This window comes from Wenzhouxiangella indolica (assembly GCF_042310355.1).
Classification (GTDB): domain Bacteria; phylum Pseudomonadota; class Gammaproteobacteria; order Xanthomonadales; family Wenzhouxiangellaceae; genus Wenzhouxiangella.
The window spans coordinates 104,491-130,982 of record NZ_JBHJMR010000006.1 but is presented as its reverse complement, the minus strand read 5'-3'; the positions used below and the strand labels follow the sequence as shown (position 1 = coordinate 130,982).

Genomic DNA, 26,492 nt, shown 5'->3' with positions numbered 1-26,492 from the left:
TTGCATATCCCGATGTAGTGGCATGGCCCGGGACTGCCGTCGTTTGCACGGGTCAAGCCCGGACCGGTATACTCCGGCACTCTGTCGCCAGTAGACAGCAGCCATTCTAGACGTTGGCGTCGCTTCTACGGCCCGATTCTGGGCACAAATCGAACACAGCACCAATATCCCATTACATAGGGGGGAGAACATGCGCATGAAATTCAGCAAACTGGGCATCTTACGCATCAGGTTCTCATTGCCCCTGCTACTGGGAATTTGGAGCATGGTGGCTGTGAGCAGCGCCGACGCCGCCACGATTACAGTCACCAATCTCAACGACAGCAACGCGGGCAGTTTGCGCCAGGCCATTGCTGACGCCAGCTCCGGCGACGACATCGACTTCTCTGTCAGTGGCACCATTGGCTTGAACAGTGAGCTGTCTATCGACAAGAACCTGACGATTCAGGGCGGCAATTCCATTACCGTCAGCGGCAACGACACCACGCGAGTTTTCCGGGTCGAATTCGGCAACACTGTCAGCCTCGATGGCCTGAGCATTGTCAACGGCCGCGCGGCTTCCGGCGGCGGCGTCCATAACACGGGCACCTTGACCGTAACCAACAGCACGATTTCGGATAACTCAGCCGACGGAGGCGGCGCCGGCGACGGGGGCGGCGGCATCTTCAGCTCAGGCACGTTGACCGTAACCAACAGCACGATCTCGAATAATATCGCCGACGCACACGGCGGCGGCATCCTGTCAAATACAACCGGTGGTTCTTGTACGGACATGCCACGCACCGTCGTTCAAAGCAGCACCATCAGCAACAACAATACAACCGGCGGGGGTGGAGGTGTTCGCAACACAAACGGCATCATTGAAATCACCCAGAGCACCATCACCGCGAACAGCGCGTCCGAAGGCGGCGGTGTCTGGTCATGGAATGATGGATCAACCTGCACCCGTATTGGCCAGACCATCATTTCCGGGAATAGCAACACGGATGTTTTCGGCTTTTGGGCAGATCAGGGATATTTCAGCCTGGGCCATAACCTGATTGGCACCGCGAACAGCAGCGTGGACTTCAGTCAGGAGTTCAATGAAGCTGGCGATCTGACCAATCAGACCCAACCGGTGCTCGGCGACCTGGCCAATAATGGCGGCCTGACCCGGACCAATGCCTTGTTGCCGGGCAGCCCGGCGATCGATGCCGGGCCCGACACCGATTGCCCTGCCCAGGACCAGCGCGGGGTTGGGCGCCCACAGGAAGGCACTTGCGATATCGGCGCCTTCGAGTCCCGTGGTTTCGACCTGGTACTTTTCTCGGGCGACAACCAATCCACAACCATCGGAACCGACTTTTCCGAAGACCTTGCCGTGGACATCAGCAGTGCGTTTGACGACCCGGTCGATGGCGGCCAGGTCAGCTTCCTTGCGCCGGGTTCCGGCGCCAGCCTGAGCACCGAGGTCAGCACCGTAACGATCGCCGGCGGGCAAGCCAGCATCACGGCAACCGCCAATACCATCGGGGGGAGCTATGTCGTGACTGCTGGCACCACCGGCAGCAATGATACTGCGACCTTCAACCTCACCAACCAGTTCGAGGTGACAGCCTCGGTCGTTGCCGGCACAGGAACAATCTCCCCAGCAAACCAGACCGTTGATTCAGGCGAAGTTGCCGCATTCACGGTCGCCCCCGGAGCCAACTGGAGCGTCGACGAAGTGACCGGCGATACCTGTGCACCTGCTCAGGTAGCCGGCAATACATGGGAGGCGGCCAACATCCAGGACAACTGCGTCGTCGAGGCCGGCTTTGTGATCAACAGCTACGCCGTGACCGCCGGGGTCGGCGCCGGGAACGGTCAGATCACCCCGGCAAGCCAGGATGTGGACCACGGGTCCAGTGCGAGCTTCACCGTCACCCCGGATACCGGCTGGTCGGTGAGCTCGGTTGCCGGTGACAACTGCTCGCCGGCGCTTGATAGTGGCAGCCAATGGATCGCCACCGGCATCACCGGAGCCTGCGCGGTCACAGCCGAATTCAGCGTGAACAGCTACACCATCGGCGGCACGGTTTCGGGTTTCGACGGCAGCGGCCTGGTGCTGCAGAACAACGCCGGGGATGATCTGACCATCGGCGCCAACGGCAGTTTCAGCTTTCCCACGGCCCTGACCCACGGCAGCACCTATCAGGTCACCGTCCTGACCCAGCCGACTGAGCCCAGCCAGACCTGCACCGTCACCAACGGCTCGGGCCAACTCAATGGCGCCGATGTCGACAACGTTGCCGTGAACTGCACCACCGACACCTTCAGTATTGGCGGCACCCTGTCCGGCCTGGCGCAGGGCAGCAGCGTCACCCTTCAGAACAACGGTGGCGATGACCTGGTCCTTAGCGCTGATGGCAGCTTCAGTTTTGCCACGGCCCTCGATGATCTCAGCAACTACTCTGTCACCGTCCTGACGCAGCCCAGCGAGCCCAGCCAGACCTGCACCGTCAGCAACGGCTCGGGGCAACTCGATGGCGCCGATGTCGACAACGTCAACGTGAGCTGCACCACCGACACCTTCAGCGTTGGCGGCACCCTGTCCGGCCTGGCGACTGACAGCAGCATCACCCTGCAGAACAACGGTGGCGATGACCTGGTCCTCAGCGCTGATGGCAGCTTCAGTTTTGCCACGGCCCTCGATGATCTCAGCAACTACTCTGTCACCGTCCTGACCCAGCCAACTGAACCCAGCCAGACCTGCACCGTCAGCAACGGCTCGGGGCAACTCGATGGCGCCGATGTCGACAACGTCAACGTGAGCTGCACCACCGACACCTTCAGTATTGGCGGCACCCTGTCCGGCCTGGCGACTGACAGCAGCATCACCCTGCAGAACAACGGTGGCGATGACCTGGTGCTCAGCGCTGATGGCAACTTCAGCTTCGCCACATCACTCGATGATCTCAGCAACTACGCGGTCACCGTCCTGACCCAGCCAACTGAACCCAGTCAGACCTGCACGGTCAGCAACGGTTCGGGCCAACTCGATGGCGCCGATGTCGACAACGTCAACGTGAGCTGCACCACAGACACCTTCAGCGTTGGCGGCACCCTGTCCGGCCTGGCGCAGGGCAGCAGCGTCACACTTCAGAACAACGGTGGCGATGACCTGGTCCTTAGCGCTGATGGCAGCTTCAGTTTTGCCACGGCCCTCGATGATCTCAGCAACTACTCTGTCACCGTCCTGACGCAGCCCAGCGAGCCCAGCCAGACCTGCACCGTCAGCAACGGCTCGGGGCAACTCGATGGCGCCGATGTCGACAACGTCAACGTGAGCTGCACCACCGACACCTTCAGCGTTGGCGGCACCCTGTCCGGACTGGCGCAGGACAGCAGCGTCACCCTTCAGAACAACGATGGCGATGACCTGGTGCTCAGCGCCAATGGCGACTTCACTTTCGCCACGTCCCTCGATGATCTCAGCGACTACGCGGTCACCGTCCTGACCCAGCCGACTGAGCCCAGCCAGACCTGCACCGTCAGCAACGGTTCGGGCCAAGTCGACGGCACCGATGTCGATAACGTCGACGTAAGTTGCACAACAGATACCTTCAGCATTGGCGGCACCCTGTCCGGGCTGGCGAACGACAGTAGCGTCACGCTTCAGAACAACGACGGCGATGACATCGTCCTCAGCGCCGATGGCGACTTCACTTTCGCCACGGTCCTCGATGATCTCAGCAACTACGAGGTCACGGTGTCCAGCCAGCCAGACGGCCAGCAATGTTCGGTGGCCAACGCCAGCGGCACACTGGACGGCGACGATATCGAAAACGTGGAAGTGAACTGTGCCGATATCGTTCTGGAGCTGAGCGTGACCGATATCGAGTTCACCAATCTCGAGCCAGGTGAGACCGAGGAACAGACGCAAACGCTGACGTTAAGCAATCCCGGCTCGGCTGACCTGGTGATTGAGGAGTTTACCCAACCGGCCGAGCCCTTCGGTTTCGATGCCATGGATTGTGCACCGCTACCGCACACCCTGCCCCCCGGTGAATCCTGCACGGTGGAACTGAGCTTCACGCCAGGGGACCCTGGCGATTTCAGCGATCAGTTGCTGATCGTGTCCAACGGGATGAACTCCCCCGGCCAGGTTGCAATTGCCGGCAGCTACACCCTGCCGGTACTTCCGGTCCCCGCCATGGGCTTGCCGGCACTGCTGACCTTGCTGTTCGGAATGCTCCTGATTGGTATGCGGCAAATGCACCTGAACAGCGCGCGAATCCGGGACACCCACGGTTTGTAGGAGATTTCCTGCCGACCGTCACGACATTCGCCGGATACCAAGGCAACCTGTTCGAGGCCAACATTGGCCCATGGCCTATCCATGCAGTCAGCTGGTCAGCGACGAGGAGCCCGGCTTCTTCCATCGTGTCAGCCGACGCGGGCGCCGGCCCGTGCGTGAATTCGGCCCAAGACCGCCGGCGGGCCGCTCGACGCGGCAAATCGCGGCCAGTTCGAACCCAACGTCAGTAGATTTCGATCTCCGGGCAACCACGCCGAGGCTGATTCAGGCGGGGAAATCGAGGGTGTCCTGGTTGGCTCCAGCGGCCTTGAGCGCGCTATCGCACAGACGGGCAGCCTGGCCCTGGCGTATCGTCACGCCTATTGCATAAACAGGCAGGATCGCATGAATAATTGTTCCGGCAAGATACTCGTCGCCACCGTGCTGGCTACCAGTCTCAGCCTGGCCGGCTGCGCCACTTATACCGGGCAAACGACCGATCCCGATGACCCGAACCGTACCCGCAGCGGCGCCCTCATCGGAGCAGGCATTGGCGCGGTTGCCGGCTTGCTCAGCGGTGGTGACGCCACTGAGCGGCGCCAACGCGCAATGATCGGAGCAGGCGTGGGCGCAATCGCGGGTGGTGCCGTAGGCGTCTATCAGGATCGCCAGGAGGCGGAGTTGCGACGCAGCCTGGTTGGCACCGGCGTGGATGTGGTGCGCGATGGCGACAACATCACGCTATCCATGCCAGGCGCCATCACTTTCGGCTTTGACTCAGCTGAGGTGCAACCGCGGTTTCTCTCAGTGCTCGACACGTTGTCGGACACCCTCAATGAATACAATCAGACCGTTATTGAGATTGCGGGCCACACTGATAGCACCGGCTCGCCAGAATACAACCAAGGCCTTTCCGAACGTCGCGCCGCTGCAGTCGACAGCTACCTCGGCAATCGCGGCGTGCTGCGCGATCGCACCATCGTCGTCGGCGCCGGACAAGCGCATCCCATCGCAAGCAATGCCACCGAAAGTGGTCGCGCGCAGAATCGCCGGGTCGAGATCACCCTGGTGCCGATGCAAGGCTGAGCTATCGATACCAGTCTTGGGGAATCTCTGAACAACACTGCCGGGGCCCTTGCGCCCGAAACCGAGGATCCCGGGATGCCGGCGACACTGTGGGGTCTTCTTCGCAGCGTCTGCTCAAGAACTCGCGCTCAAACGGCTACGGGAGCAGCCACTAGTGCCCGGGTAGCCCTACCCTGAGTCGGCCTTCCGATTGGCCGGATCGGAACGGACGCTAGCTCTTGCCCGAACATTGCCTCAGGCGCCCCCGGACCGCTTGACACACCAAGTCGCGGCCGATTCCGCCAGGAGGGTTGTGGGTGTCCTGGTTTTCTCGCTGGCTCTCTCGTCTCGCAATGAGGCTCAGCGCACCGACACAGTTGCGAAACCCCGTCATTGTGTCTGCGATGGCCCGTAAGCACCTGATGCGGGACTCTGGCCGCTGAAGCTCCAATCAAGAGAAATGCACAATGAAAGTCAACCAACCCAAACTCAGTCGACCGAAGGTCATCACGTTCTGGATCGCTGTCATCATCGTGGTGTTGGGCGTTCTGTCCGCCCTGGGCACGATCCCCGCGCTTGCGGCCTATGCCCTCTGGATGGTCGTGGCCGGATTCGTCCTGCTGGCTCTCGGAAATTTGCTCAAAAACCTTTGAGGAAAACTGCCCTGGCCGTCGCTTTGCTGGCCTGGCTGCCGATCCTGGGTGGCGCCGCGTCAACTCCCGTCGAGTCCGACATTCATCGATGCATCGGCGAAGACGACGTGAAGATCTTCACCGATCGCGCCTGCAGCGCGCTGGGGGTACGCAACCGGGTAGAAGAACCTGTCCGACCAGCAGAACTCAACCCACCCTCGCCGCGTTATGACTGCGCAAGGCAGATCGAAATCTTCCACGCCCAGGTGAGTGCCGCGCTTGATTCAGGCGACGTGAACAAGCTTTCCGGCCTCTACCACTGGATGGAAGACACGCAAAACAGCGCCGACATACTGATGGACGAACTGCAAGTCATCAGCGGCCGGCGCCTGATCGGCGTCGAGGTCGAGTCGATCGAACTCGATGGGGAGGAACAGCCGACCCGGCTCTGGCTGGACCAGTATGTCCCCGAGCGCCTTGGCCGGACCATTCGCACGGATTTCAATCTGGTCATGAACGGCGGCTGCTGGTGGCTGCAACGCTGATAACAGCTCGGCAGCTCAATTGGCGGCCAAGGAATTCGAGGAATTCGGGACACCCAGGTTTTGTAGGAAATATCCTACGGAAGTTCGCGTCACTCTCGGGATTCCACTTTGTTCAGCGTAACGCCATCATTTCGCCATCGCCTATCCGCGCAGCCAACCGGTCAGCGACGAGGAACCCGACTTCTTCCATTGTGTGAGCAGGTGCGTCCGGACTTCACCGAAATCAGTCTCCCAGCAGACCGAGACGAGCTTGATTTAGCCGGAAATTCGCCGCGTCCTGGATTTCCTGCTGATTGTCAGTCGCTAGACGCGGCTGGCTGTTCCACGAAACGGTCACCGAAAACTGCATCCGCGTAAAAGCTCGTGAAATGACTGGACAACTGGCCACCCGCCACGGTAAGCCATCCACCCACATGGAGGGTAGAACCGGACACCTCCAGCGCCCAGACCACGTTGTTCACGCCATTGTCATTGTCCATTTCCAGCGAAGCCCACTGAGCCCCATCCCAGCGCGCCACCCGGTTGGCCGGCTGACCGCCGGCCCCGGTAAATGAGCCTCCCACGTAGACTTCCCCGTTCGCAGCAGTCAAGGCATAGACCTGATCGTTCACGCCAACCGTCTCGCCGCTTCCCAGTGCATTCCACTCATTGCCATCCCAGCGTGCGACTCGATTGGCCGGCTGGCCGTCGGCATTGACGAACGAGCCCGCGGCAAACAGTTCCCCGTCAGAAACAGCCAGGGCCCTGACCCCGCCGAGCCCATTGGAGATAGCGCCCTGCAGCGCGTGCCACTGACTGCCATCCCAGCGTGCAATTCCGTAAGCCGACTGACCACCGGCCATATTGAACGTACCGGCGACATAAACATCGTGACCCGATATGGCGAGAGCATTGACCAGACCGTTCACTCCGTCTTGCCCGTTGCTTGCCAGGGCATGCCATTGACTGCCATCCCAGCGAGCAACATGACTGGACATCTGTCCACCAGCTTCAGTGAACTCCCCCCGACGTAGACATCACTACCCGATACGGCGATAGCCGTGACCTCGCCATCGACCCCATTCTGCCCACCGCTTGCAAGCGGATGCCAGTGACTGCCGTCCCAGCGGGCAATATGGTTGGTCACCTGTCCGCCAGCTTCAGTGAACTCCCCCCCGACGTAGACATCACCACCGGACACAGCCACGGCCCGAACATCGCCGTTGAGTCCATTCTGCACACCGCTTCCCAGCGCTTGCCACTGGCTGCCGTCCCAATGCGCCACATGGTTAGCCAGTCGGTCTCCCGCGAGGTTGAAACGCCCCCCGACATAGACTTCCCGACCCGAGGCTGCCAATGCAAAAACCATTCTGCTGACCCCTTTCTGCGCACCGTTTCCCGGGGCAAGCCACTGGGTGCCATCCCAACGCGCAACACCACTGGCCGGCTGATCGCCGGCTTCAGCGAAGCTGCCTCCGACATAGACAACGCCATCGACCACAGCCATCGTCGTTGCAACGGCCATGGTCGGGTAGTCAAAGACACTGGGGCCGCTGACTCCGTTTCGCCCGTTGTCCGTTAGCGCATGCCACTGATCACCGTCCCAGCGAGCCACGTTCCCGGCGGGCTGGTCGCCGGCTTGCGTGAATTGACCCCCGACAAAAACATTGCCATCCAGGATGACCAGGGACGAGACAGCCTCGCCACTGACGCCAGTCTCGCCACCGCTATCCAGCGCATGCCACCGACTGCCGTCCCAGCGTGCCACCCGGTTTACCTGTTTGCCAGCAACTTGCTCAAACCCGCCTCCGACATAAACACCGTCGTCCGATACGGCCAAGGCTGCAACGTAGCCGCCGCTGACCCCGTTCCGATCACCGCCTTCCAGCGCATGCCACTGTTTGCCATCCCAGCGCGCTACATGATTGGCCAGCTGATCGCCGGCGCCAGTAAAACTACCTCCGACATAGACATCATCACCGGATACGGCCAGAGAAAAAACACCGTGGCGAGTCCCAGTGCCGCTTACCCCGTTCTCACCGCTGCTTTCGAGTGCCTGCCACTGGCCGCCATCCCAGCGCGCTATCTGATTGGCCGGCTCGCCACCAGCTTCCGAGAACTTGCCTCCAACATAGAGGTCGCTACCCGAAACGGCGAATGCATAAACGCCGAGGGAAATGGCAAAACCGCCGACCCCATTTTGATCATCTCTGCCTAGCGAATGCCACTGATTGCCATCCCAACGTGCCACATTGTTGGCCGGCTGATCCCCCGCCTGGATGAAGGAGCCGCCGGCATACACATCCCCTTCGAAGACGGCCAGAGCCGCAACTCGGGCAGCGCTGAGTCCATTGTGCACCCCACTGCCCAAGGACTGGAACGCCTCTGTACTCGGATCATAAGCAACGACGCCATTGGCCATGGCGTCTCCGCAGACGTCAAACTGGCCGCCGAGATACACGACCCCGGAAGCATCGACCACCACAGCATGAACTGGTCCGTTGCAACCAAAACTGACACCCCCGAAGGCCTGCCATTTTCCCGCCACGGCGCCATCACCACCAGCCACGAAGCGCGGCGCACCCTCGGCAGAGGCCTGCATCTTGAACCCGGACGGGTCCAGGCTGCCGACAAAATCAGTGGGAACCGACAACCGCCCTTCTTCGTCGAGGAAGCGCTCCAACGCCTCGGCCTGCCCGAAAGCGGCCATTGGTAGAGAAAACCCCGCCAACAAAAACACAGCGTTCAGCCAGCGCCCGGCCCGCCTGGTCCATCGAATGCCCATCCGCATGATCTCCCTGCCACGATTCGTGTACTGGGTCTGTTGCCCAGTTTCGCCAAGCCAGCCTAACCACTAACCAGCGCCCGAGCAAGCCTTCGAAAGACTCGGCGCATCCCGGGAAACAGCTGGAAGCGCCATTCGGGACACCAACGATTCGTAGGATATTTCCTACGGCAATTCGCGACGTGACCAGCCAGGCGTGGGACCGCATCTACCTACAGGCATGCATCCGCAACAGCCGCCGTCAACCATCTTGACAGCCGTTAATGGACGGATCATGATCCGGAGTGCTTCGGCCACAACTACTACCAAATCCGATTCGAGCCGAAACAATGCGATTCCCGTTTCAGAGGGAGTAATTCAGATGTCTTGCAGTAAAGCCTGCACGGATCATCACCGGACACCGGACACCGCTCCGCGACATGGCATCTGGCGATCGCGGGCGGTAGCGGCTGGGGTCGCTGTGGTACTCCTGTCCGTACCGCAGCTCTCCCTGGCAGTCCTGTGTTCGCCGCCGTCAACGAGCCACCCGACACTGCAGCAGGCTGTGGATGATCCGGCTTGCACCATCATCGAGCTGGCCGCTCAAGCCTATCCCGAACAAATAGAGATCAGGCGGAGCCTCACCCTGACAGGCACCGGCCCGCTGAGCAGCACCGTAGATGGGCCAATCCTGATTCGGGGACCGTCAACCCAGGTTGACATGACGTCGATCGGTATCCGCAACGGCTGCCCGCACCCCGGATTGCGCGTCAGATCCGGCGCGCTGATCAGCCCCGTGAACGTTCGCGTGAGTACTGCAGCCATCGGATGTCCGCCACTACCGGATCTGATTTTCGCAGACCGCTTCGAATGAAGCCTGATACCCCCCGCCCCACAGGCATGAAGGACGCCCACGCTGAAAAGCGGGTGCAGCTGTTTTTGCCGTTCGTGCCGGGCCGTTCCGATAAGCGATCTTTATCTTAAGGAAGGGATAATTATGAAAAGCGCAATTGTTGTGGTCATCACGATTTTCTGGGCTGTACCGTGTTGGTCCCAGCTTGGTTTGGATGTCGACGGTGACGGTTCCATAAGCGGGAATTTGACGACAAACACGTTGACCTCTTCAGGAGCCGTCATTTCCGGATCTGATCCGGTAAGCATTACCAACACCGGTGTGACGGTCCTTCGTTTGAGTGCGGCGAATGATCCCATGATCGAACTCCGCAACAACAGCAACGACTTTCTGGCCTTTCTGCAGATTTTCAACAACGATCTGTATTTGGCCAACCGTCAGCCTGGACGTATGCTGTTCAGAACCAATAATCTGGATCGTATGACAGTCACCGAGACCGGAAATGTCGGCATAGGAACGACAGCCCCGGCGTCTAAACTGACGATTAACGGCACGGAGAATGACGGGATGACTGCCGGCCTGGAGATCCTTTCCGGCTCGCAGAAGTTACTGATGGACGGCAACGAGATCGATGCCAACGCCGGCTTGCACTTCAATTTCAACAGCCAGAACGATGTTCTGTTCCGCACCTCTACCCGAAGGGCCGAGATTACTATGGTTCACGCCAACGGCAGTGGGACCTCAAGTGGCGTTACGATTGAACATCCGGGGGCGAATGATGCCTACTGGACCCTGTATTCCACGAACAGTGATGGAGCCCTGGAATTGTATTACAGAGGTGCTTTCAGGGGAGAGTTCAACTCTGCCACTGGCAACTATTCTAGTCTCTCGGACGGCCGCCTGAAGCAGGGGATTCGCCCCCTTGAAGGAATACTGGAACGGGTAGCCCGGCTGAAACCTTCCTCGTATTCTTTCCGCAGTGACGCCACCAACCAGACTACGCTGGGTTTCATCGCTCAGGAAGTGGAGCCGCTGTTCCCGGAGCTGGTCAGCAAGGGTCAACTGGGTGATTCGCAGGAAGAAGTGTACACGCTGGACAGTTCGGGCTTCGGCGTGATCGCTATTGCCGCTATACAGGAAATGCTGGAACTGAGTAATGCAGAGAATGCCCGGCTAAGAGCCGAGAATGAGGCAATGCAGCAACAGATCAACAGCCTCGCCCAACGACTGGACCAACTGGAGAATAGATAAAGCGCTGGCCGGCCCGCGCAGCCGACCGGATTTGGTCTACTTGGAGTGGTACTGCACGCGCCTCGCCGCGGAGATATTGGGCCCCTCCGCAGTGGCCTGGACCGACCTGTGGAGACGCTGCCTGCGCATTCGACGCTTCGACCGCCAGGTCACCGGGACCGGCATCCGACGCATTCACCAGGAAGGCCTTTGCCAGGCGCTGGGTCGACCACCTACGGCCAATTACGAAATCTTTGACCTCACGCGGGCCTCCCCCACCCCGGCCCGATTTGTCGTGTTTTCGGCCCATAGTCCGTAGTCAGGTGTATTCACATCCCGGTTTTTGCAATCCATGTCGATATCCGCCCGAGTCTTTCTGCTGCCTGCCGTCCTGCTGTTCGCTTGTGCCGCTTCGGCTTCGCCGCGCGCGGTGTTCGACCGCGAGCCCAACGACACGCCCGATGAGGCCGAGACGTTCAGCGACCAGGCACGGCTGATCGGGGCGCTGCCGGAAGGCGATGTCGATCTGTACTGGTGGTCGGTCGACGATGCCGAGTCCGACCGGCTGTGGACGCTGGCGCTGAGCGGTGAGACCGACGGCGAGGTCACGGTCGAGCTCGTCTGGCCGGCCGACGAGGAACCGGAATCGGGCGGTGTACAGACGTTCGGCGCCGCGTCATCCGAATCCTCGGCCGAATCGGCCACGGAAGAAACCGCGCTGTATGAACTGACGATCACGTCACGACAATCGTCGGCGACATCACCGGCGTTGATCGTGCCACCGGGAAAACACCTGATCCGCGTGACCGGAAGCGATGGTGACGGCGACTACCGGTTCGACCTGACCGAAAGCGGCCCGGCGCGAATCCGGGGCACCGCTGGACCCGACGATACCGAGCCGCTGGACGTTTCCCCGACCAGCAGGCCGATGCTCTTCCAGCTCAATACGGATACCCATCGCGTCACGCTGAACCCGGAGGACAGCGACCGACTCTGGCGGGTAACGGTGGCCTCCGAGCTCGGTGCCGAGATCGAGGCGCAGCTCGTGGATTCCGACGATGCGCCGATCGGTAAACCGGTACGTGGTGCGCCGCTGGACCAGAACTGGAGCCGCAGTGCGATCAGCCCCGACGCGGGCCTGCGCCTGTCGCGCGCCGACGGCGAGCCGATCGGTCGTGTCGCCATAGGCCTCGAGGCGGACGGCCAGCGCGCAGAGACCGCTACTGCGGCGGATGATCGTGAAGCCGACGAGGCGATTGCGTCTTCGCCCGGGGCTGCAATATGGATCGAGCCCGACGTGCCGTTCGAGCTGGACCTGCAGCCCGGCAACTCGAGCTGGCTTGCGTTCGAAGTCGACGAATCGATGGCCGGGCGCAGCCTGGATATCGACGTCACGACCGAGGGTCAATCCGGGGTCGACGTCTGTCTTTTGCGGCGCGACAGCGATGATGGCGTTTGCCGCGAGGGCCCGGCGGAGGCGCTGTTTTACGACCTGCAGCTTGATCCGGGCCCCTACCGGCTGAAATTCTGGCTGGATCGCAGCTCAGAGCCGGCTCCGCATACTGTCACTCTGCGGCCGGGCCAGGCGCCGCCTGCCGGTCGCGCCGCCGAGCCCAACGATGAACCGCAATGGGCCGCACCGCTGGATTCGAACCAGCCCGTGGCGGGGCATTTGAAGAGTCAACGCTCTGCGTGGTTCGACTGGAAGGTGACCGGCGAGCCGCAACTTTGGCGGATCGAGGCCGAAGGCGAAGCGGTCGACCGGCTATGGCTTTATCGCGTGGGCTCTCGCGGCGCCATCGGGCAGCAGAGTCGACCCCGCGGTTCGGATGGCAGCGACCCGTTGCGGCTTGATGGGCAATGGCTGCTGCCCGGTGACTACAGGGTGCGGGTGCAGGGTCATGCCGGCGACTACACGCTGGCCGCGACCGCGCTCGGTCAGCCCGATCCGGATTTCGAACTCGAACCGAACAACGACGCGGAGACGGCCAACGCGATGGCCGTCGGCGAAACGAAGCGCGGTCGGCTGCACACGCGCGGCGACGAGGATCATTTCTTCTTTCACTCCCCCGGCCGCAACCGGTTGGTGTTCGAGCTCGATCCGCCGGCCGGCGGCCAGGCCAGCCTGGTCGTTGAATGGCAGGGCCAGCGCGTGTTCCGAGCGACCGAGGTCGACCAGCGCACGCGCTTCTCCGGCGTGGTTCCGGCCGGCGAGTTTCAGGCCGTCGTGACCGGCAGCGGCAACCAGGATGAGCCGTACGCCTTTGGTGTTGACTTTGCGCCGCCGTGGTCGGGACAGGACACCCGACTGGTCATGCCGGCAACGTGGATGGCCGAACCGTTCCCGGCCGATGGCGAGTTCGTCAAACCGGCCGGCAACCTGGGCACGCGCTACGCGTTTCTGGCCCTGCCGGTCACCGACGAACCACGCGATGTGGTGGTTCACGCAACCGCCCGGAGCTTCGACATCGTCGATCCCGGGGGTCAAGCACTGGAGTTGAGCGAGGCCGGGGAAGACGGTGGCCGGACTGCAACGCTGCCCGGAAAGAAGCGTTGGTACCTGAGAATGAGCGGCGAACGGTCGGACCAGACGTACCGGATCGACGATCCGGCGCTGCCGGCGTCGGAGAAGCCCGATGCGACCGCGGCACTGGATTTCGATGCCGGGCCGGTCGCGGCATTCTCGGCCTCGGCCCAGCGAATCCCGGCGCAGGTGACGGTGACCAATCATGAGGACGGGCCGGTCGAGCTCGGTCTGCGAGCGCACCTCAGCCACCACGGCGCGACGGTCGACGGGCTGGATGAGGCGCTCTCGCTGGCCGCCGGCGCAACGCAAACGGTCGACTTCGACGTTGTCGTGCCGGCCGATTTTTCCGATGCCAGTCCGCTGGCCGTTTTTGTCGACGCCGGCGGGGCCGTGGCCTCCGGACAGATCGGCGTCGAGGCCGGCGCCGAGCCGATCGGTCCGGAATCGCCGCAGCGGGAATCGGAACGTTTCCATGGCCTGGTGGACCTGGCCTGGCGTGGTTTGGGCGGGCGCTTCATCAACCCGCAGAACGAGGAGCCGATCGACGATCGGCACAATCGCTACAAGGGCTCCAAGATCTATTCGCAGTATCTCAACGACGGCATGGCGGCCGCCGGCAGCTCGATCTACTGGCGAGAAGACCTGGGTGAGCCGCTGCCGCCGCTGGAACTGGCCGGCGACGGGGGTGAATTGCACGCGTTCGTGTTCAACCAGCGTTCCAACCACCCGACCGACCAGCGCTGGCGCGAGGTCGAGATCCGATGGGGGCAGTCGCCCGACGACCTGCCGCACGCGATGACCGTAGAGCTGGACGTCGGCGACGGCGAGCAGTTCTTCGAGCTCGATGCGCCGTCGGAGGCGCGATTCGTTCAGCTTCGCCCGCTGAACGTCCGGGGTTCGCCGTCGACGACCGGGACCGGCCTGTTCCGCGCGCTCGGCAAGCCGGCCGCGCCGCTGGCCGAAGCCAACCTCGACGTCCTGGACAACGACCGCGGCGGGCACTGGATCTACAGTCGCCCGGACGGCGGTACCGACGTGGACTTTCCGTGGCGGGACGCCCCGAGTCGGGGACTGCGAAGCGAGAAGCGCGAGGTCGATGTTGCGTTCGGTTTTCTGCAGCAGCGAACCGCGCGTCTCGATTACCTGGTCTGGGAGGACGATCCCGATCGCCGCGGTGAGCTGATCGAGCGAGTGCAGGTTCTGACCAGCACCGAGAGCCCGGTCGGGCCCTGGGACGATCACGGCGAATGGCTGCTCGAACGCAATGACGCGATGCGGGCGCATTTCGAGTTCCCCGAGCCGGTGCGGGCGCGCTACCTGCGGCTGATCATCGATGAGCCCGACGGCGAAGGCGTGATCTTCTGGCGGGTGCCGAGACACATCGCCGCGTTCGAAGCCGACGCGCTGGGCAGCGGAACGTCGGCCCTGGCCTACTGGGGCATGGACGACCAGCATGGACCGTGGGAGCCCGAAACCGAGGCCCTGACCGCCGTCGATGACCTCGACAGTTCGCCCGATGCACCCCGGTCGCTGGAGACCCGAGTCACGGCTGAGCTGGCCGAGCCCGGCGATGTGCGAAGCTACCGGGTCCGGCTGGACGCACCCGACAACACGTTGAGCTTCACCCTCGACGAGAACACCTCCGGCCGCCTTCGCGCGCGCCTGGTCGGTGCCGACAACGAACCGATCGAGGTCGAATTCAGCGGTCGCGACGGCCTTCGTGAAGCAAACCTCGTCGATCTTGCGCCCGGCGACTACCGCCTGGATGTCGAGATGCCGCCGCGCTCGATCGTATTCATGTGGGACGGCAGCGGCAGCGTGTCGGCACACCAGCCGGCGATCTTCAAGGCGCTGGGTCGCTTTGCCGAGGGCCTGGAGCCGGGCCAGGAAGTCGCCAACGTGATGCCGCTGGATGGGCCGCTGCTGATCCAGGGCTGGGCCGAGTATCCGTCCGAGATCACGCAGACCCTGTCCGCATTCAACGCCAACCTGAGGTCGTCGGACTCGGAACCGGCCATGATCGAGGCCAGCCGGGCACTGGCCCGGCAGGACGGCGAGCACGTGATTTTCCTGATCACCGATGCGGCGCTGGTCGGCCGGGATCTCGGCGTCTGGGATGCGCTCGAGCAGGTCCGGCCGCGGATATTCACACTCGAGATTGCCCACGGCGATCGCGTCGATGTGGCCGAGAACCGCTGGTACCAGAACCTGATGAAGTCCTGGGCCAACGTCGCCAACGGCCGGTACCGCTACACCGTCAACCGCGCCGAGCTGATCCGCGGTTTCGAGGCCGGCATGCGCGAAGTGCGCCAGCCCACGCGATTTGCCCTTTCGGTCTCGTCGGACTACCGCGAGCCGCCCAAGCCGGGCTCGCTCGAGGTCCGGGCCGGCGATCAGCCGGTCCTCGGCGCCGGCGTTGTGCACCTGATTTTTGATGCGTCGGGCTCGATGCTGCAGCGCATGGACGGCGGTCGTCGGATCGACGTGGCGCGGCAGACCGTGCTGGACATGCTCGATGAACACATTCCCGATCGCGTGCCGATTGGCTTGCGCGCCTACGGCCACACCGAGCCGCACTCGTGCGAATCGGAGCTGCTGGTCGCACCCGATGATGGCAGCCACGGCGCGGTTGCCAATGCCGTCGGCGCTTTGCAGGCGGTCAACCTGGCGCGCACGCCGCTGGCCGCGTCGCTGCAGGCCGTGCCGGAGGACCTGGCCGGTCATGGGGAGGGCAGACGTCTGGTCGTCATGCTGACCGATGGCGAAGAAACCTGCGACGGCGATGTTGCCGCGGCTGTCGAAGCGCTGGTCGAACAGGGCCTGGACGTGCGCTTGAACATCGTCGGCTTCCAGATCGACGAGCTCGAGCTGCAGGCTGAATTCGAGGAACTTGCCGCGCTGGGTGGCGGCGCCTACTTCGACAGCCAGGACGGCGCCGAGCTGTCTTCCAGCCTCAGCGAGGCCCTGGCCGCACCGTTCCGGGTTGTTGACGCGGCCGGTGAAACCGTCGCGCGCAGCCGGGTCGGCGCTGAAGCAATCGAACTGGAGCCCGGCGAGTATGAGCTGCACATCGAGGCCGGCTACGGCGATACCGAGCAGACGGTGCGCATCGCACCGGGCCAGGCTGAGGTCATTCGTCTCGACCAGGCCCAGTGAATGCATTTCCAAGGAAACTTGCCATGAAGCACATACGAACCATTTCGCTAACGCTGGTCTTCACGCTGGTCTGCCTTGCGCCGGCCCCGGCGTCGGCGGCCTCGGCCTGCCAGGAGGCGTCGTCCGACCGCTTTGCCCGGGCCGAGGGCGAGTTGCGCGACCTGTACTCGGCCATTCGCGAAGGCCTGGACGAGATTCCGACCCGGGGCTTCGACGTTGCTTCCCGGCAGCGGGCGATCGGCGAGGACCCGGCCGACCTGTTCGCCTGGGTCCGCGACAACACCCGCTGGATCGCCTATCGCGGCGTGCTGCGCGGTGCACGCGGCACCTTGATGGACAGAGACGGCAGCCACGCCGACCGCGCGCTGTTGCTGGCCGCGCTGCTTGAGTCGGCCGGGCACGAGGTGCGCCTGGCGCGCAGCGGTCTTGGCGAGGAAGCCGTCGATCGCCTGCTTGACGGTTTGCCCTCCGGCGCCTCATCCGCCGACCGCAATCGAGGCAACCCGGACACCGATGCCGAAGACTACGCACGCGTCGCCGATCGATTGAATGCAGACGTCGAGACCATCCGAGCCAGCGTGCGCGAAGTCGAGCAGCGCGCGCAGGCGCTCGAGCAGCGGGTGGCCGAGCAGGTCGAGCGTCAGAGTCGCGCGCTCCATGACCGAATCGCCTGGGCCGAACCCGACGATCCGGAGCGCCGAGACGCGCTGCGGGAATCGATTGCTGACCACTGGTGGGTGCAGCTTCGAACCGGCTCGGGCTGGCAGGACCTGGATCCGTCGCTTTCAAGTCATGCACCCGGCGACCGCCTGGCCGACGCTGCCGAGCAGACCTTGTGGCCGGATGAAGTCCCGACCGAGCAACACCATCGGTTGAAGCTCGAGATCGTCGCCGAGCGCCTGGACGGGGGTCGCCTGCGCGAGAACACCGCGCTGACCCACGAGATCGCCGCGATCGATCTGGTGGGTCGAACCATCGCCGTCGACCTGCACCCGATGGACCTGCCCGGCGCCGAGGGCCTGTTCGGCGGCCAGGGACGCGACGCGCCGTCGACGCTGCCGGAACGGCTGAAGTCCCAGGACGACTGGATGCCGCTGATCACGATCGGCGGCACGCCCGAATACGATCTGCGCATCCGCTCGGATGGCCGGGTCGTTGCGATGGCCGCGACCGGCCAGGCCGAACTGGCCGAGAAAGCCTCCGGCATGCTCGGCCAGATCAGCGCCGGTCGCGGCGATTCCGGCCCGGCTCCGGAGCTGACGGCCGTTTTCCTTCGCCTGTCGATCCTCGAACCGGGGGCCGATCCGATCCTGCACGAGCGCGCGCTGATGGACGTGCTCGGGCCGCACCGGCGGGCCGAGCGCGAGCTCGAACTCGAGTTCAACGACGCGCTGCGCGCTCGACGCGCGGTCGAAATGCTGTCGTCGACCGAAATCCTGGCCCAGGCCCACTGGTGGCCGGTCGACTACACGCTCGGACACCTGCTGCACGGCGCGCTCGCCAACCGCCGCGCCACGCTGGGCGCGGTGCACGCCGCGCGTCGCGGCAACCCCGGCTTGATGGGCAAGGCGATCGAGTTGCTGTCGGCCTCGGGAATCGAACTGGTCAGCCTGGCCCACCACCGCAACGCGCGCAGCCGGCAGGATGAGGCGATGGTCCTGACCGGGCTGAACCTGTTGTCGACGACCGAACGGATGGACTTTGTTGATGGTCAGCCGGCCATGACGCGCGGATTCGACATCATCGAGAATCGCGTCGATGTTCGGCCCGGCGCCACGCTTGATGCCCGCCGGGCGCGCCTGGACCAGGGCGTACTCGATACCGTGCTCGAGGCGGAACTGATCGAAGACCGCGGCTCGGCCCGCAATACCAGCCTGGAGTTTGCCCGCGCGCTGGATGCCGGTGCTGAATGGCGCTCGATCGACGCGGCCGACCTGCCGTCCACGCTGGACGAAGACCTGGCCGCGCGCGTGGCTCGAACGCTGGCCCACGGCGACACGGTCGTCATGGCGGCCGAGCCGGCAGCCGGTCAAAACCCCAGCTGGTGGCGGGTCGACCCGAACACCGGCACGACGCTGGGCATCGGCCCGGACGGCCGCGGCCAGATGACCGAGCAGATTCTTGTGCTGATGAATTCGATCGACAACGCGGTCTCGGCCGTCGCCACGGTGCAGGCGGTCTGGAACTGCATCCTGACCCGGCCGTCGGCTTCGGGCATGCAGTGCTGCATCGTCAAGACCGGGCTCGATATCGCTGCCGGCAACGCGCTCGGCAAGCTGACCGATCGTTTTGGCGAGATCGCAAGCTGGGCGATCGACTCGAAGATCTACCTGGCCGCGCTCGACTCGGTATTCGGCGAAGCCAACGGCATCATCGTCGACGGCCTGATGCCCGACCCCTGCGGATAGGAGTGACCATGGACGCATTATTTCGCACGCTCGCCTTCGCCGTGCTGGCGTTTTCGACCGCAACCCTCGCCGCCGATTCACCGACGCCAGGCGAACTGGCCCGCCCCGGCGTTCACGCCGAACTGGAACTGGCCGGCTGCAGCCGCGCCATGCTGTTCGAGGTCGCGCGGGTCGAGGTTGCCGAGCGCGTCGACGAGCGCGATCCGCCGCCGGGGCATCGCTGGCTGGTAGTCGATGTCGAGGTCGAGAACCGCATGCCGGCCGACCTGATGTTCGATCTCGACTACAAGGAACAGCTGCTGGTCGCATCGGTGCCGCGACAGATGTACCTATTGATCAATGATCGCGTGGTGTCACGTTCGGTCGCCGAACTCAACACGCTGAAACCCAACTTCATCCTGCCCTACATCGGCGCGACCGAGTCCGGCCGGGTCGTTTACCCAGTGCCCGAAGACGATATCGAATCGCTGTCGCTGCGCTATTACCACGACCAGTACGCGCCGGTCGTCGTGCACCTGGCCGGGTCGGAACCGCTGGCGATCGACGAATCGATCGCGGCGCAAGCCGACGGTAGCGACGGTCCTGCAAGCGAGCCGCAGCGCAACGATGTACTCGAGCTGGCGGTGGCAGACGCTGCGCGCGAATCAAGCTGGCAGGGTGTGCCCGCTCCCGACGGCATGCAGTGGCTGGTGGTCGAACTGCTTGGGCGCAGCTTCTGGACGCTTGAAGCCGACGCGCTGGCGATGGATCGGGACGCGGAAATCGACGCCCGGATCGATCTGCCCAAGGTCATGGAGTACGTCGAGGCGGCCGGCTTGCTCCAGGTCGTCGTCGATGGCCGCCACGGCTACACCCGCGAGCTGACGCTGGGCAACCTGCCCGCCGAGCCGGCGCTTCTCCCGGATGCCTGGGCCGGCGGCCGGGCGGTGTTCCCGATCCCGGCCGATGCCGGGCGCGTCGAACTGGCCGTGCACTATCCGATGTTCCAGGGTGAGGGCATCGAGGACGGGATCCCCGAGACGATGCACTTCGAGCTGTTCGATGAAGCCGACGCCGGGTCGGCGCCGTCCGAGCTTCTGGTTATCGAAGATGATCCGACGCCGCTGACGATTCACCGGGCCGCGCGAATCGAAGAATTTTCTGATCATCGCGCCGGCGAGGGCCGGGCGCTGCTTCGTCTCGATGCTTCGATGCGAAACAACAGCCAGACCGGCGGCATGATGGCCATCAGCGGGCGACTGTCGCTGACCGGGCCGGATGGCGAGCCGATCGAGCTGCTCGGCGCCTACCTGCGTGGACCTCTGATGCTCGAAGAGCCGTTCTGGCTCCCCGCCGGCGGCGAGCCGCGCGCGTTCAGCCTGATCTACGACGTGCCGCAAGGCCTGGACACGGCAGAGCTTGCCTACGGCGGAGTCTCGGTCAACACTCGCGAGCAGTTGACGCTCGATACGCCTTGATCAGGTGCAGCTACCCACTTCCCCAACTTGGGACCAGGAACAAAAGGAAACCCAGGACACCCACGATTTGGAGAACATTTCCTACACCACTCGGATCGATCCGCTGTGCTTTCTCAGAGAGCCTCTCAGGTGAACGGATACAGCAATAGACGTTCACGGAGTTTCGAAGCGATCCTGAAACAGCGAGTCGGGCAGCTGCAGTTCCGCCGGCTCGATGGTGAATTGACTGGTGTTGCCGTCGGCATCGGTAGCGGTTGCAACCAGAAATCCACTACCGGGAGCTCCTCCAGGGATGGGCAGCGTGCCTGAGCGAAACGCGAAGGCCTCCGAAGCGAGGTACTCATCCGAGCCCAGGAAGATCATTCCCTGCTGCGTGTCACCGTCGGCGAGATAGAAGTCGATGACCAACGGATAGGCGGCATTGGACGCGTTCGTCTGAACGCGAAAGCGATATTCGATTTCCCCCGCCGATGGGTTGACCTGCGTCTGAGCCGGGTCGAACTCCGGATAATTCATCTGATTATTCGGCCCGGTCGCCGCCCCGCCAACATCGACTTCAACCATGCCCAGATCGATGCCGGGCACTTCAGTGACCGTCCCCCCGGAAATGTGATTTCCGCGAATGACATTATTGACCGTCCCATCACCGGCGTCGAACAGATCGATACCGATCATGTTGTTCGCAATGACGTTGCCCAGACCGGATCCCGGCGACCAGGTTTCCGGATTGATAGTGTCGGCAACCGGAAAGCCGATTTGATTGTCAAAGGCACCTGTCCCCAAATGTTCCCGCAACCAGATCCCCCGTCCGTTGCTCATACCCTGCCCATTGCTGTGCAAACCTATTAAATTCCCAGCCACGAGCACCTCGGAGGCACCGCCGCGCAATTTGATACCCGTAGTGTTGTCCACGATCACGTTGCCGGCGCCACTCTGGCCGATCCATACCCGATTCTCCGTTCCTTCAACCGCAACACCGATTTCATTCCCCAGGAAATCCCCGTTGGCGTTCGTCCCAATGTAGTTTCTCCTGATCATTGCCACGCCGGTTGGATTGTCGCTCTCATAGTCCTCGACCGAAACGCCCACGGGCTGGTCTCCGATCACGTTCGCGTCCGCCCAGTCGGTTGTTCCCAGTTGACCGGCGGCCTCAAATCTGACACCTGTATCGAAGTTCCCGACAATCGTATTTCGGTGATAGGAACCGCCGCTACTTTTGATGACCAGGCCCAAGGTGTTGAAGGAAATTGTATTGCTACGGATCAAATTCCCGGATCCATTGGATACCTGGATACCGGTGATATGACCGAGCGATGAACCTTCGCTATCGGTGCCGATCCAATTGCCAATGACGGAGTTGTCGTCGGCTGGGGACAAACCGCCGATTCCGATGCCGAAAAGCGTATTGTGACCGATCACGTTGCGTTGGCCACCGGTCCCACCGACCGTGTTCTCGGAACTGTTCAGCAAGATGCCGCCACCGCCGTTACGGTATTCCGACGAGACGAAGCCCGATGCAACCTCGCCTTCGTGCGGCACCCCGACGCGATTTCCGAACACCGACTGCCCGTCGGCTCTGATGAATATTCCCGTCTCTCCGTTGTTGGAAATTGTGTTGCCGGAGAACAGACCGATCAGGTTGTCGGCGCCGGCATCAGCATCGATCAGAATGCCGTAACCACCGTTGCCTGCCTGAGGCCGAAAGGCACCGGAGGAAAGCAGTGGCGGCCGCAATCCGATCACATTGCCCTGGATCAACACATTTTCAGTCCCGTCCTGAACGACGATACCGCTGCCATCATTGGCCATCACGACATTATTCTGTACAAGCGTTGCATCGCCTGCGGACGGTACGTTCAAGATGCGAATTCCGGCGCCGCCGTTACCGTCGATCGGAACGTCGGTATTCACCCAACTGCCGCCGATCACGTTGTCCGTAATGGTGTAGTTGGTCCCGTTGGCGACAAGAATGCCGTCTTCGCCGAATCCGCGCACGGCGATGTGGCGAATGGTTGAGCCCGAAGCACCGCTAAGCGTCAGACCATTGGCATCGTCGACCCCGGAATTGCCGTTGATCACCAGGTAGGTGAAGCCGCCGCCGGAGTAATTAGGATGGGTCTCGCCGGCAATCGTGGTCGGGACCACAATGGGCGGCAACGGACTGTTGACATCGATGATGGAATTCCCGCTGGAGTTGGTGGGAATTCCATCATCGATCTCGATGGTGATGGGCGGGGAGGCAAAGATCGAGGCCTGGAGCGCGGCCCGCAGCGTGCATGTTCCGGCCGTGGAGAGACAGATGGCGTCATTCTGACCAGCCTGGTCACCGAGAGAATTGATGGTGTAAGTCGTCTGCGCAATCGCAGGGCCGGAAAAAGCCATCAGCGAAAAAAACAGGGCCAGCCCCGCCGACGCGGGTGAAAACGCGTGAACTTTCGTCATTCTTCGATCCTTGGATATTCTGGGTGCCTGTACAGGACTACGGCATGGGATCGAATCGGAGGACACGGGCAATCGGCGAGCCCGTGTCGCGGGGGCTTCTTCGACCACGCCCAGATATCCGGGGAACCACGACTCGTGGCAGGGGTCTCAAATTTCGAGCCTGAGCAACTGAACGTTTACGCTCGCACATCAAAGATCGCCCTCCATTCCACGAGATCAAGGATCACTCATGCCCTCAGCCAAGTTGTTCATTTCTCTTCTTGTTGTCGCATTGACCATCCACTTGCCGGTCGATGAACTCCGCGCCGCATCGAATCCAGAGCCCACAACGATGGACGCGCCGAGCCAGACTCTCTCGGCACCAGACGACCATCGGATCGTGTCGGACCTGACCCACCACTATCAGTTCGTGAGCACCGCAGTAGTCGGTGCCGGAGCAGCCCAGTTTGACTGGGCCGACTCGACCGCAGTTCGGAGCGCCATCCGCAAAGGCGATGTGCTCGAATTCAGAGTGACCTCGGTGTTCTATGCCGACTCCGATGGCGGGTTGCAGCGTGAAGTGAACTCGATCGTTTCATACCAACTAAATGAGGACCGCTGGGCGCTGATTGGCGTGCAGACCGAAGGGACGCGCAGCGTGGTGAGCTCGCGGGCTTCGAGTGACACAACGGAAAACTGCTGAGTCCGACACAGCCATTGGTTCCGAAACAGACAGTGGTCGCCCGCGCCTTCAGAGGGCGACCCGACTCCCTTCTAGCGGCGTTTAGTCCAAAATCCATCACCCAGAATCCAGGACATCCACGATTTGTAGGCTATTTCCTGCACCACAGTGCGATTTGGCCTGGGAAATCGTGGGTGTCCTGGTTTTTCCCGGGTGCCTGATGGCTCACATGTGCTGAATCAGCACACAGTATTGACGTCAATCACGTTTTGGGATAATTATGTGATATAGCTCTCTTAAAAACGGGTGCGAGTGTCGTGCCGGACGACTTCAGGAAAGGAGTTGCCGCATGACCCCGATCACTCGCTTCGCGGCCGCGTGCGCGGCCTGTCTCGTTGCGCTGGCGTCGCCCGTTGGCGCCGAAACCAACCGGTCGGATTTCTCCGTGGTCGAAGCGTCGTCCTTTAGAGGGACGGTGATCAGCGCGACGCGCACCATTTTTCTCGATCTGGATGGCAACTTCGTCAGCGTTGCCTCGCCGATCGCCTATCATCCCGGTTTCGATCGTTATTACGGCTCGAATACTGGGAGCACCAGCGTGACCGCCATGGTGTTCGGGCCATCCGGCGGCGCCCCGGTGTCAACCGTCGCGCCCTTGAACATCGACCCCAGGTCCTGGGTGTACAACGCCAATACCGCTCAACTGGAGGTTGTCTCCTACAGTGCGGTCAGTGGCCCTCCTGGCCTGATTCTTCCCGGCACCGACGCCTCCGGCAACCTCACCGGCGCGACCACGGAGCTGCTTCCGGATCTTCCGGGTCTGCTGGGATCCCAGACGGCGCCCGCTTATGACGCCGATGCGGATGTGTTTTATTCACGTTCGAGTACGAACACTGTCAACATCGTCAATCGAAGCGACGGCTCCCTGGCCGGCTCGGTCAATCTCGATTTTGTCGCTGCCGGCATCTCGAGCGTCCCCCAAGACGGGATTGTCCACCTTCCGGGCTTCGACCTGCTGGGTGTCGTGGACCAAGCGACTGACGTTGTTGCCCTGTTCGACACTACCGGCACCTTCGAACTGGCCGCGCAGCTCGATATAGACGTCAACGGCGGCTCGCGCCGTTCCGGTTTCGCCAATGGCCAGTTGTTCGTGTTCGATGACGTCCGCCAGGGCTGGCAGGGGTACGCTATTCCCGGGCTCACGGACGGAGTTTTCAGCGACCGGTTCTTCCAGAAGAAGCTGAGCACGAGTGGCAGCTGGACATGCGCCACTGGCACGAGTTGCCAGGATGTCTACGAGGTCGATCTGGAGGCAGGCGCCGTGGTGACCATCAAGGTCAGCGATCTCACCGGCAGCTCGAATGCTCGTCTTGCCGCGTTCGGGCCGGGCGAAAGCCTGGATGGCAACAATGCCCTGCTGGGAACCAACAGTGATCACCTGTGCGCTGAGCAAGGCGCCGACGATGAGGCGAGCTTCTTCACCGGCCAGGCCGGTACCTGGCGGATCGCGATCGGGCGAGACTGGGCGCGCAGCGCCGGTGCCTCGGGAAGCTACTCGGTCTCGATCACCTCCTCGGTCGAGTTTCCTGGAGCGCTGACGGCCGTGGCCGATGACGTGGAAAGCGAGGCAGTGGGCGTGCTCTGCGATGCGTCCTATGTCATCGATTCCTCATGGGCCTGCCCGGTTGGAGACAGCTGCCAGGACGTCTTGTCGCTCGGTCTTGAAGCCGGCAGCTCGCTCGAGCTGGCGGTAACCGAAGTGACCGGCAACTCGGTTCCGCGGATTGCGCTGCACGCGCCCGGAGTCAGCCTCGGCGATATCAATCTGCTGACCAACACCAATGAAGATCGCCAGTGCGTCGGGCAGAACAGTTCGGATTTCCCCGTTCCCTATCCGGTATCGAGTACCGGTACGCACACCCTTGCAGTGACGCGTGACTGGGGTTCAAGCGCCGGTTCGAGCGGCAGCTACCGATTGACCATTTCCGCGCAGGGCGACCATTTCGTCCCGCCTCTGCTCATCGACAATGATGTCGACTCGCTCGCGCCGGGCGGACGCTGCGGTTGGCTCTGGACCGCGGGGTCGAGCTGGGCCTGTACTGTATCGGAGAGTTGCCAGGATGTCTTCGATATCGGGTTGCGGGCCGGGTCGACGCTAAGCGCTGAAGCGACTGCGGTCACCGGTGCTTCAGTCGTGCGACTGGCCGCATTCGCGCCCGGCGAGCCGCTGTCGGGAACCAATTTGTGGACCGGCTCGGCGCTTGACTATTCCTGTGGCGGGCAAAATGCCGATGCGGCTTCACCACCTTTGTCGATTGCGGCCGATGGAACGTACCGAATCGCGTTCGGCCGGGACTGGGGCACCAGCGCCGGCGGAAGCGGCAACTACACCGCGTCGCTCGTCGTGCAGGATGGCTACGGTGACGCAGTCGTGCAGACGATCGATGACGTAGACTCGCTTAGCGGGGGGCTGATCTGTCCATAGGCTCCCGAGAACCCGGGTAGAGCTTCGAGC

General features: G+C 62.6%; 14 protein-coding genes. 11 read left to right on the top strand and 3 right to left on the bottom strand.

Features of this window, described 5'->3' with window-relative positions; all coding sequences use genetic code 11:
• Positions 1 to 196 precede the first annotated feature (196 nt).
• The 4 genes from ACDC67_RS08930 to ACDC67_RS08915 all read left to right on the top strand — a co-directional run bounded on the left by ACDC67_RS08930 (position 197) and on the right by ACDC67_RS08915 (position 6,500).
• Positions 197 to 4,279 carry a choice-of-anchor Q domain-containing protein gene (locus ACDC67_RS08930; RefSeq protein ID WP_376692420.1) on the top strand — a complete coding sequence of 1,361 codons (4,083 nt, stop codon included), beginning with the start codon at positions 197 to 199 and terminating at the stop codon, positions 4,277 to 4,279.
• 384 nt (positions 4,280 to 4,663) lie between these two features.
• Positions 4,664 to 5,344, top strand: coding sequence for an OmpA family protein (locus tag ACDC67_RS08925; RefSeq protein WP_376692418.1), 681 nt, complete (start codon positions 4,664 to 4,666; stop codon positions 5,342 to 5,344).
• Between the two features lie 446 nt (positions 5,345 to 5,790).
• Positions 5,791 to 5,976 (top strand): hypothetical protein, encoded by a 186-nt coding sequence (locus ACDC67_RS08920; RefSeq protein WP_376692417.1) that lies wholly within the window; start codon positions 5,791 to 5,793, stop codon positions 5,974 to 5,976.
• A 23-nt stretch (positions 5,977 to 5,999) separates the two neighbouring features.
• Positions 6,000 to 6,500: a hypothetical protein gene (locus ACDC67_RS08915; protein WP_376692415.1), complete on the top strand. Its 501-nt coding sequence runs from the start codon at positions 6,000 to 6,002 to the stop codon at positions 6,498 to 6,500.
• Between the two features lie 296 nt (positions 6,501 to 6,796).
• Here ACDC67_RS08915 and ACDC67_RS08910 read toward each other — a convergent pair whose 3' ends face one another.
• Together ACDC67_RS08910 and ACDC67_RS08905 are read right to left on the bottom strand one after the other, a co-directional pair.
• Positions 6,797 to 7,408: a hypothetical protein gene (locus ACDC67_RS08910; RefSeq protein ID WP_376692413.1), complete on the bottom strand. Its 612-nt coding sequence runs from the start codon at positions 7,406 to 7,408 to the stop codon at positions 6,797 to 6,799.
• Entirely contained in the window at positions 7,405 to 9,264 is a 1,860-nt protein-coding gene (locus ACDC67_RS08905; RefSeq protein ID WP_376692411.1) for a Kelch repeat-containing protein, read from the bottom strand. The genes ACDC67_RS08910 and ACDC67_RS08905 overlap by 4 nt, the downstream gene beginning before the upstream one ends.
• A 976-nt stretch (positions 9,265 to 10,240) precedes the next feature.
• On the opposite strand from ACDC67_RS08905, the gene ACDC67_RS08900 reads away from it, so the two are divergent.
• From ACDC67_RS08900 to ACDC67_RS08880, 5 genes are read left to right on the top strand one after another with little or no spacing between them, the layout of a single operon-like run.
• Positions 10,241 to 11,347 carry a tail fiber domain-containing protein gene (locus ACDC67_RS08900; RefSeq protein WP_376692409.1) on the top strand — a complete coding sequence of 369 codons (1,107 nt, stop codon included), beginning with the start codon at positions 10,241 to 10,243 and terminating at the stop codon, positions 11,345 to 11,347.
• A complete protein-coding gene (locus ACDC67_RS08895; protein ID WP_376692407.1) occupies positions 11,283 to 11,645 on the top strand; it encodes a HipA domain-containing protein in 363 nt (120 codons plus the stop codon). The genes ACDC67_RS08900 and ACDC67_RS08895 overlap by 65 nt, the downstream gene beginning before the upstream one ends.
• A gap of 33 nt (positions 11,646 to 11,678) precedes the next feature.
• Positions 11,679 to 17,009 (top strand): vWA domain-containing protein, encoded by a 5,331-nt coding sequence (locus ACDC67_RS08890; RefSeq protein ID WP_376692405.1) that lies wholly within the window; start codon positions 11,679 to 11,681, stop codon positions 17,007 to 17,009.
• 23 nt (positions 17,010 to 17,032) lie between these two features.
• Positions 17,033 to 19,417, top strand: a complete 2,385-nt coding sequence (locus tag ACDC67_RS08885; RefSeq protein WP_376692403.1) for a hypothetical protein — start codon at positions 17,033 to 17,035, stop codon at positions 19,415 to 19,417.
• A gap of 8 nt (positions 19,418 to 19,425) precedes the next feature.
• Positions 19,426 to 20,874: a hypothetical protein gene (locus ACDC67_RS08880; RefSeq protein WP_376692401.1), complete on the top strand. Its 1,449-nt coding sequence runs from the start codon at positions 19,426 to 19,428 to the stop codon at positions 20,872 to 20,874.
• A 153-nt stretch (positions 20,875 to 21,027) separates the two neighbouring features.
• On the opposite strand, the gene ACDC67_RS08875 is transcribed toward ACDC67_RS08880, so the two are convergent.
• Positions 21,028 to 23,316: a right-handed parallel beta-helix repeat-containing protein gene (locus tag ACDC67_RS08875; RefSeq protein WP_376692400.1), complete on the bottom strand. Its 2,289-nt coding sequence runs from the start codon at positions 23,314 to 23,316 to the stop codon at positions 21,028 to 21,030.
• Between the two features lie 229 nt (positions 23,317 to 23,545).
• Here ACDC67_RS08875 and ACDC67_RS08870 point away from each other — a divergent pair, with 229 nt between their 5' ends.
• The gene (locus ACDC67_RS08870; RefSeq protein WP_376692398.1) at positions 23,546 to 23,998 is read left to right on the top strand and encodes a hypothetical protein; all 453 of its coding nucleotides are present in this window, start codon (positions 23,546 to 23,548) and stop codon (positions 23,996 to 23,998) included.
• Between the two features lie 328 nt (positions 23,999 to 24,326).
• Positions 24,327 to 26,462, top strand: a complete 2,136-nt coding sequence (locus ACDC67_RS08865) for a hypothetical protein (RefSeq protein WP_376692397.1) — start codon at positions 24,327 to 24,329, stop codon at positions 26,460 to 26,462.
• Positions 26,463 to 26,492 lie beyond the last annotated feature (30 nt).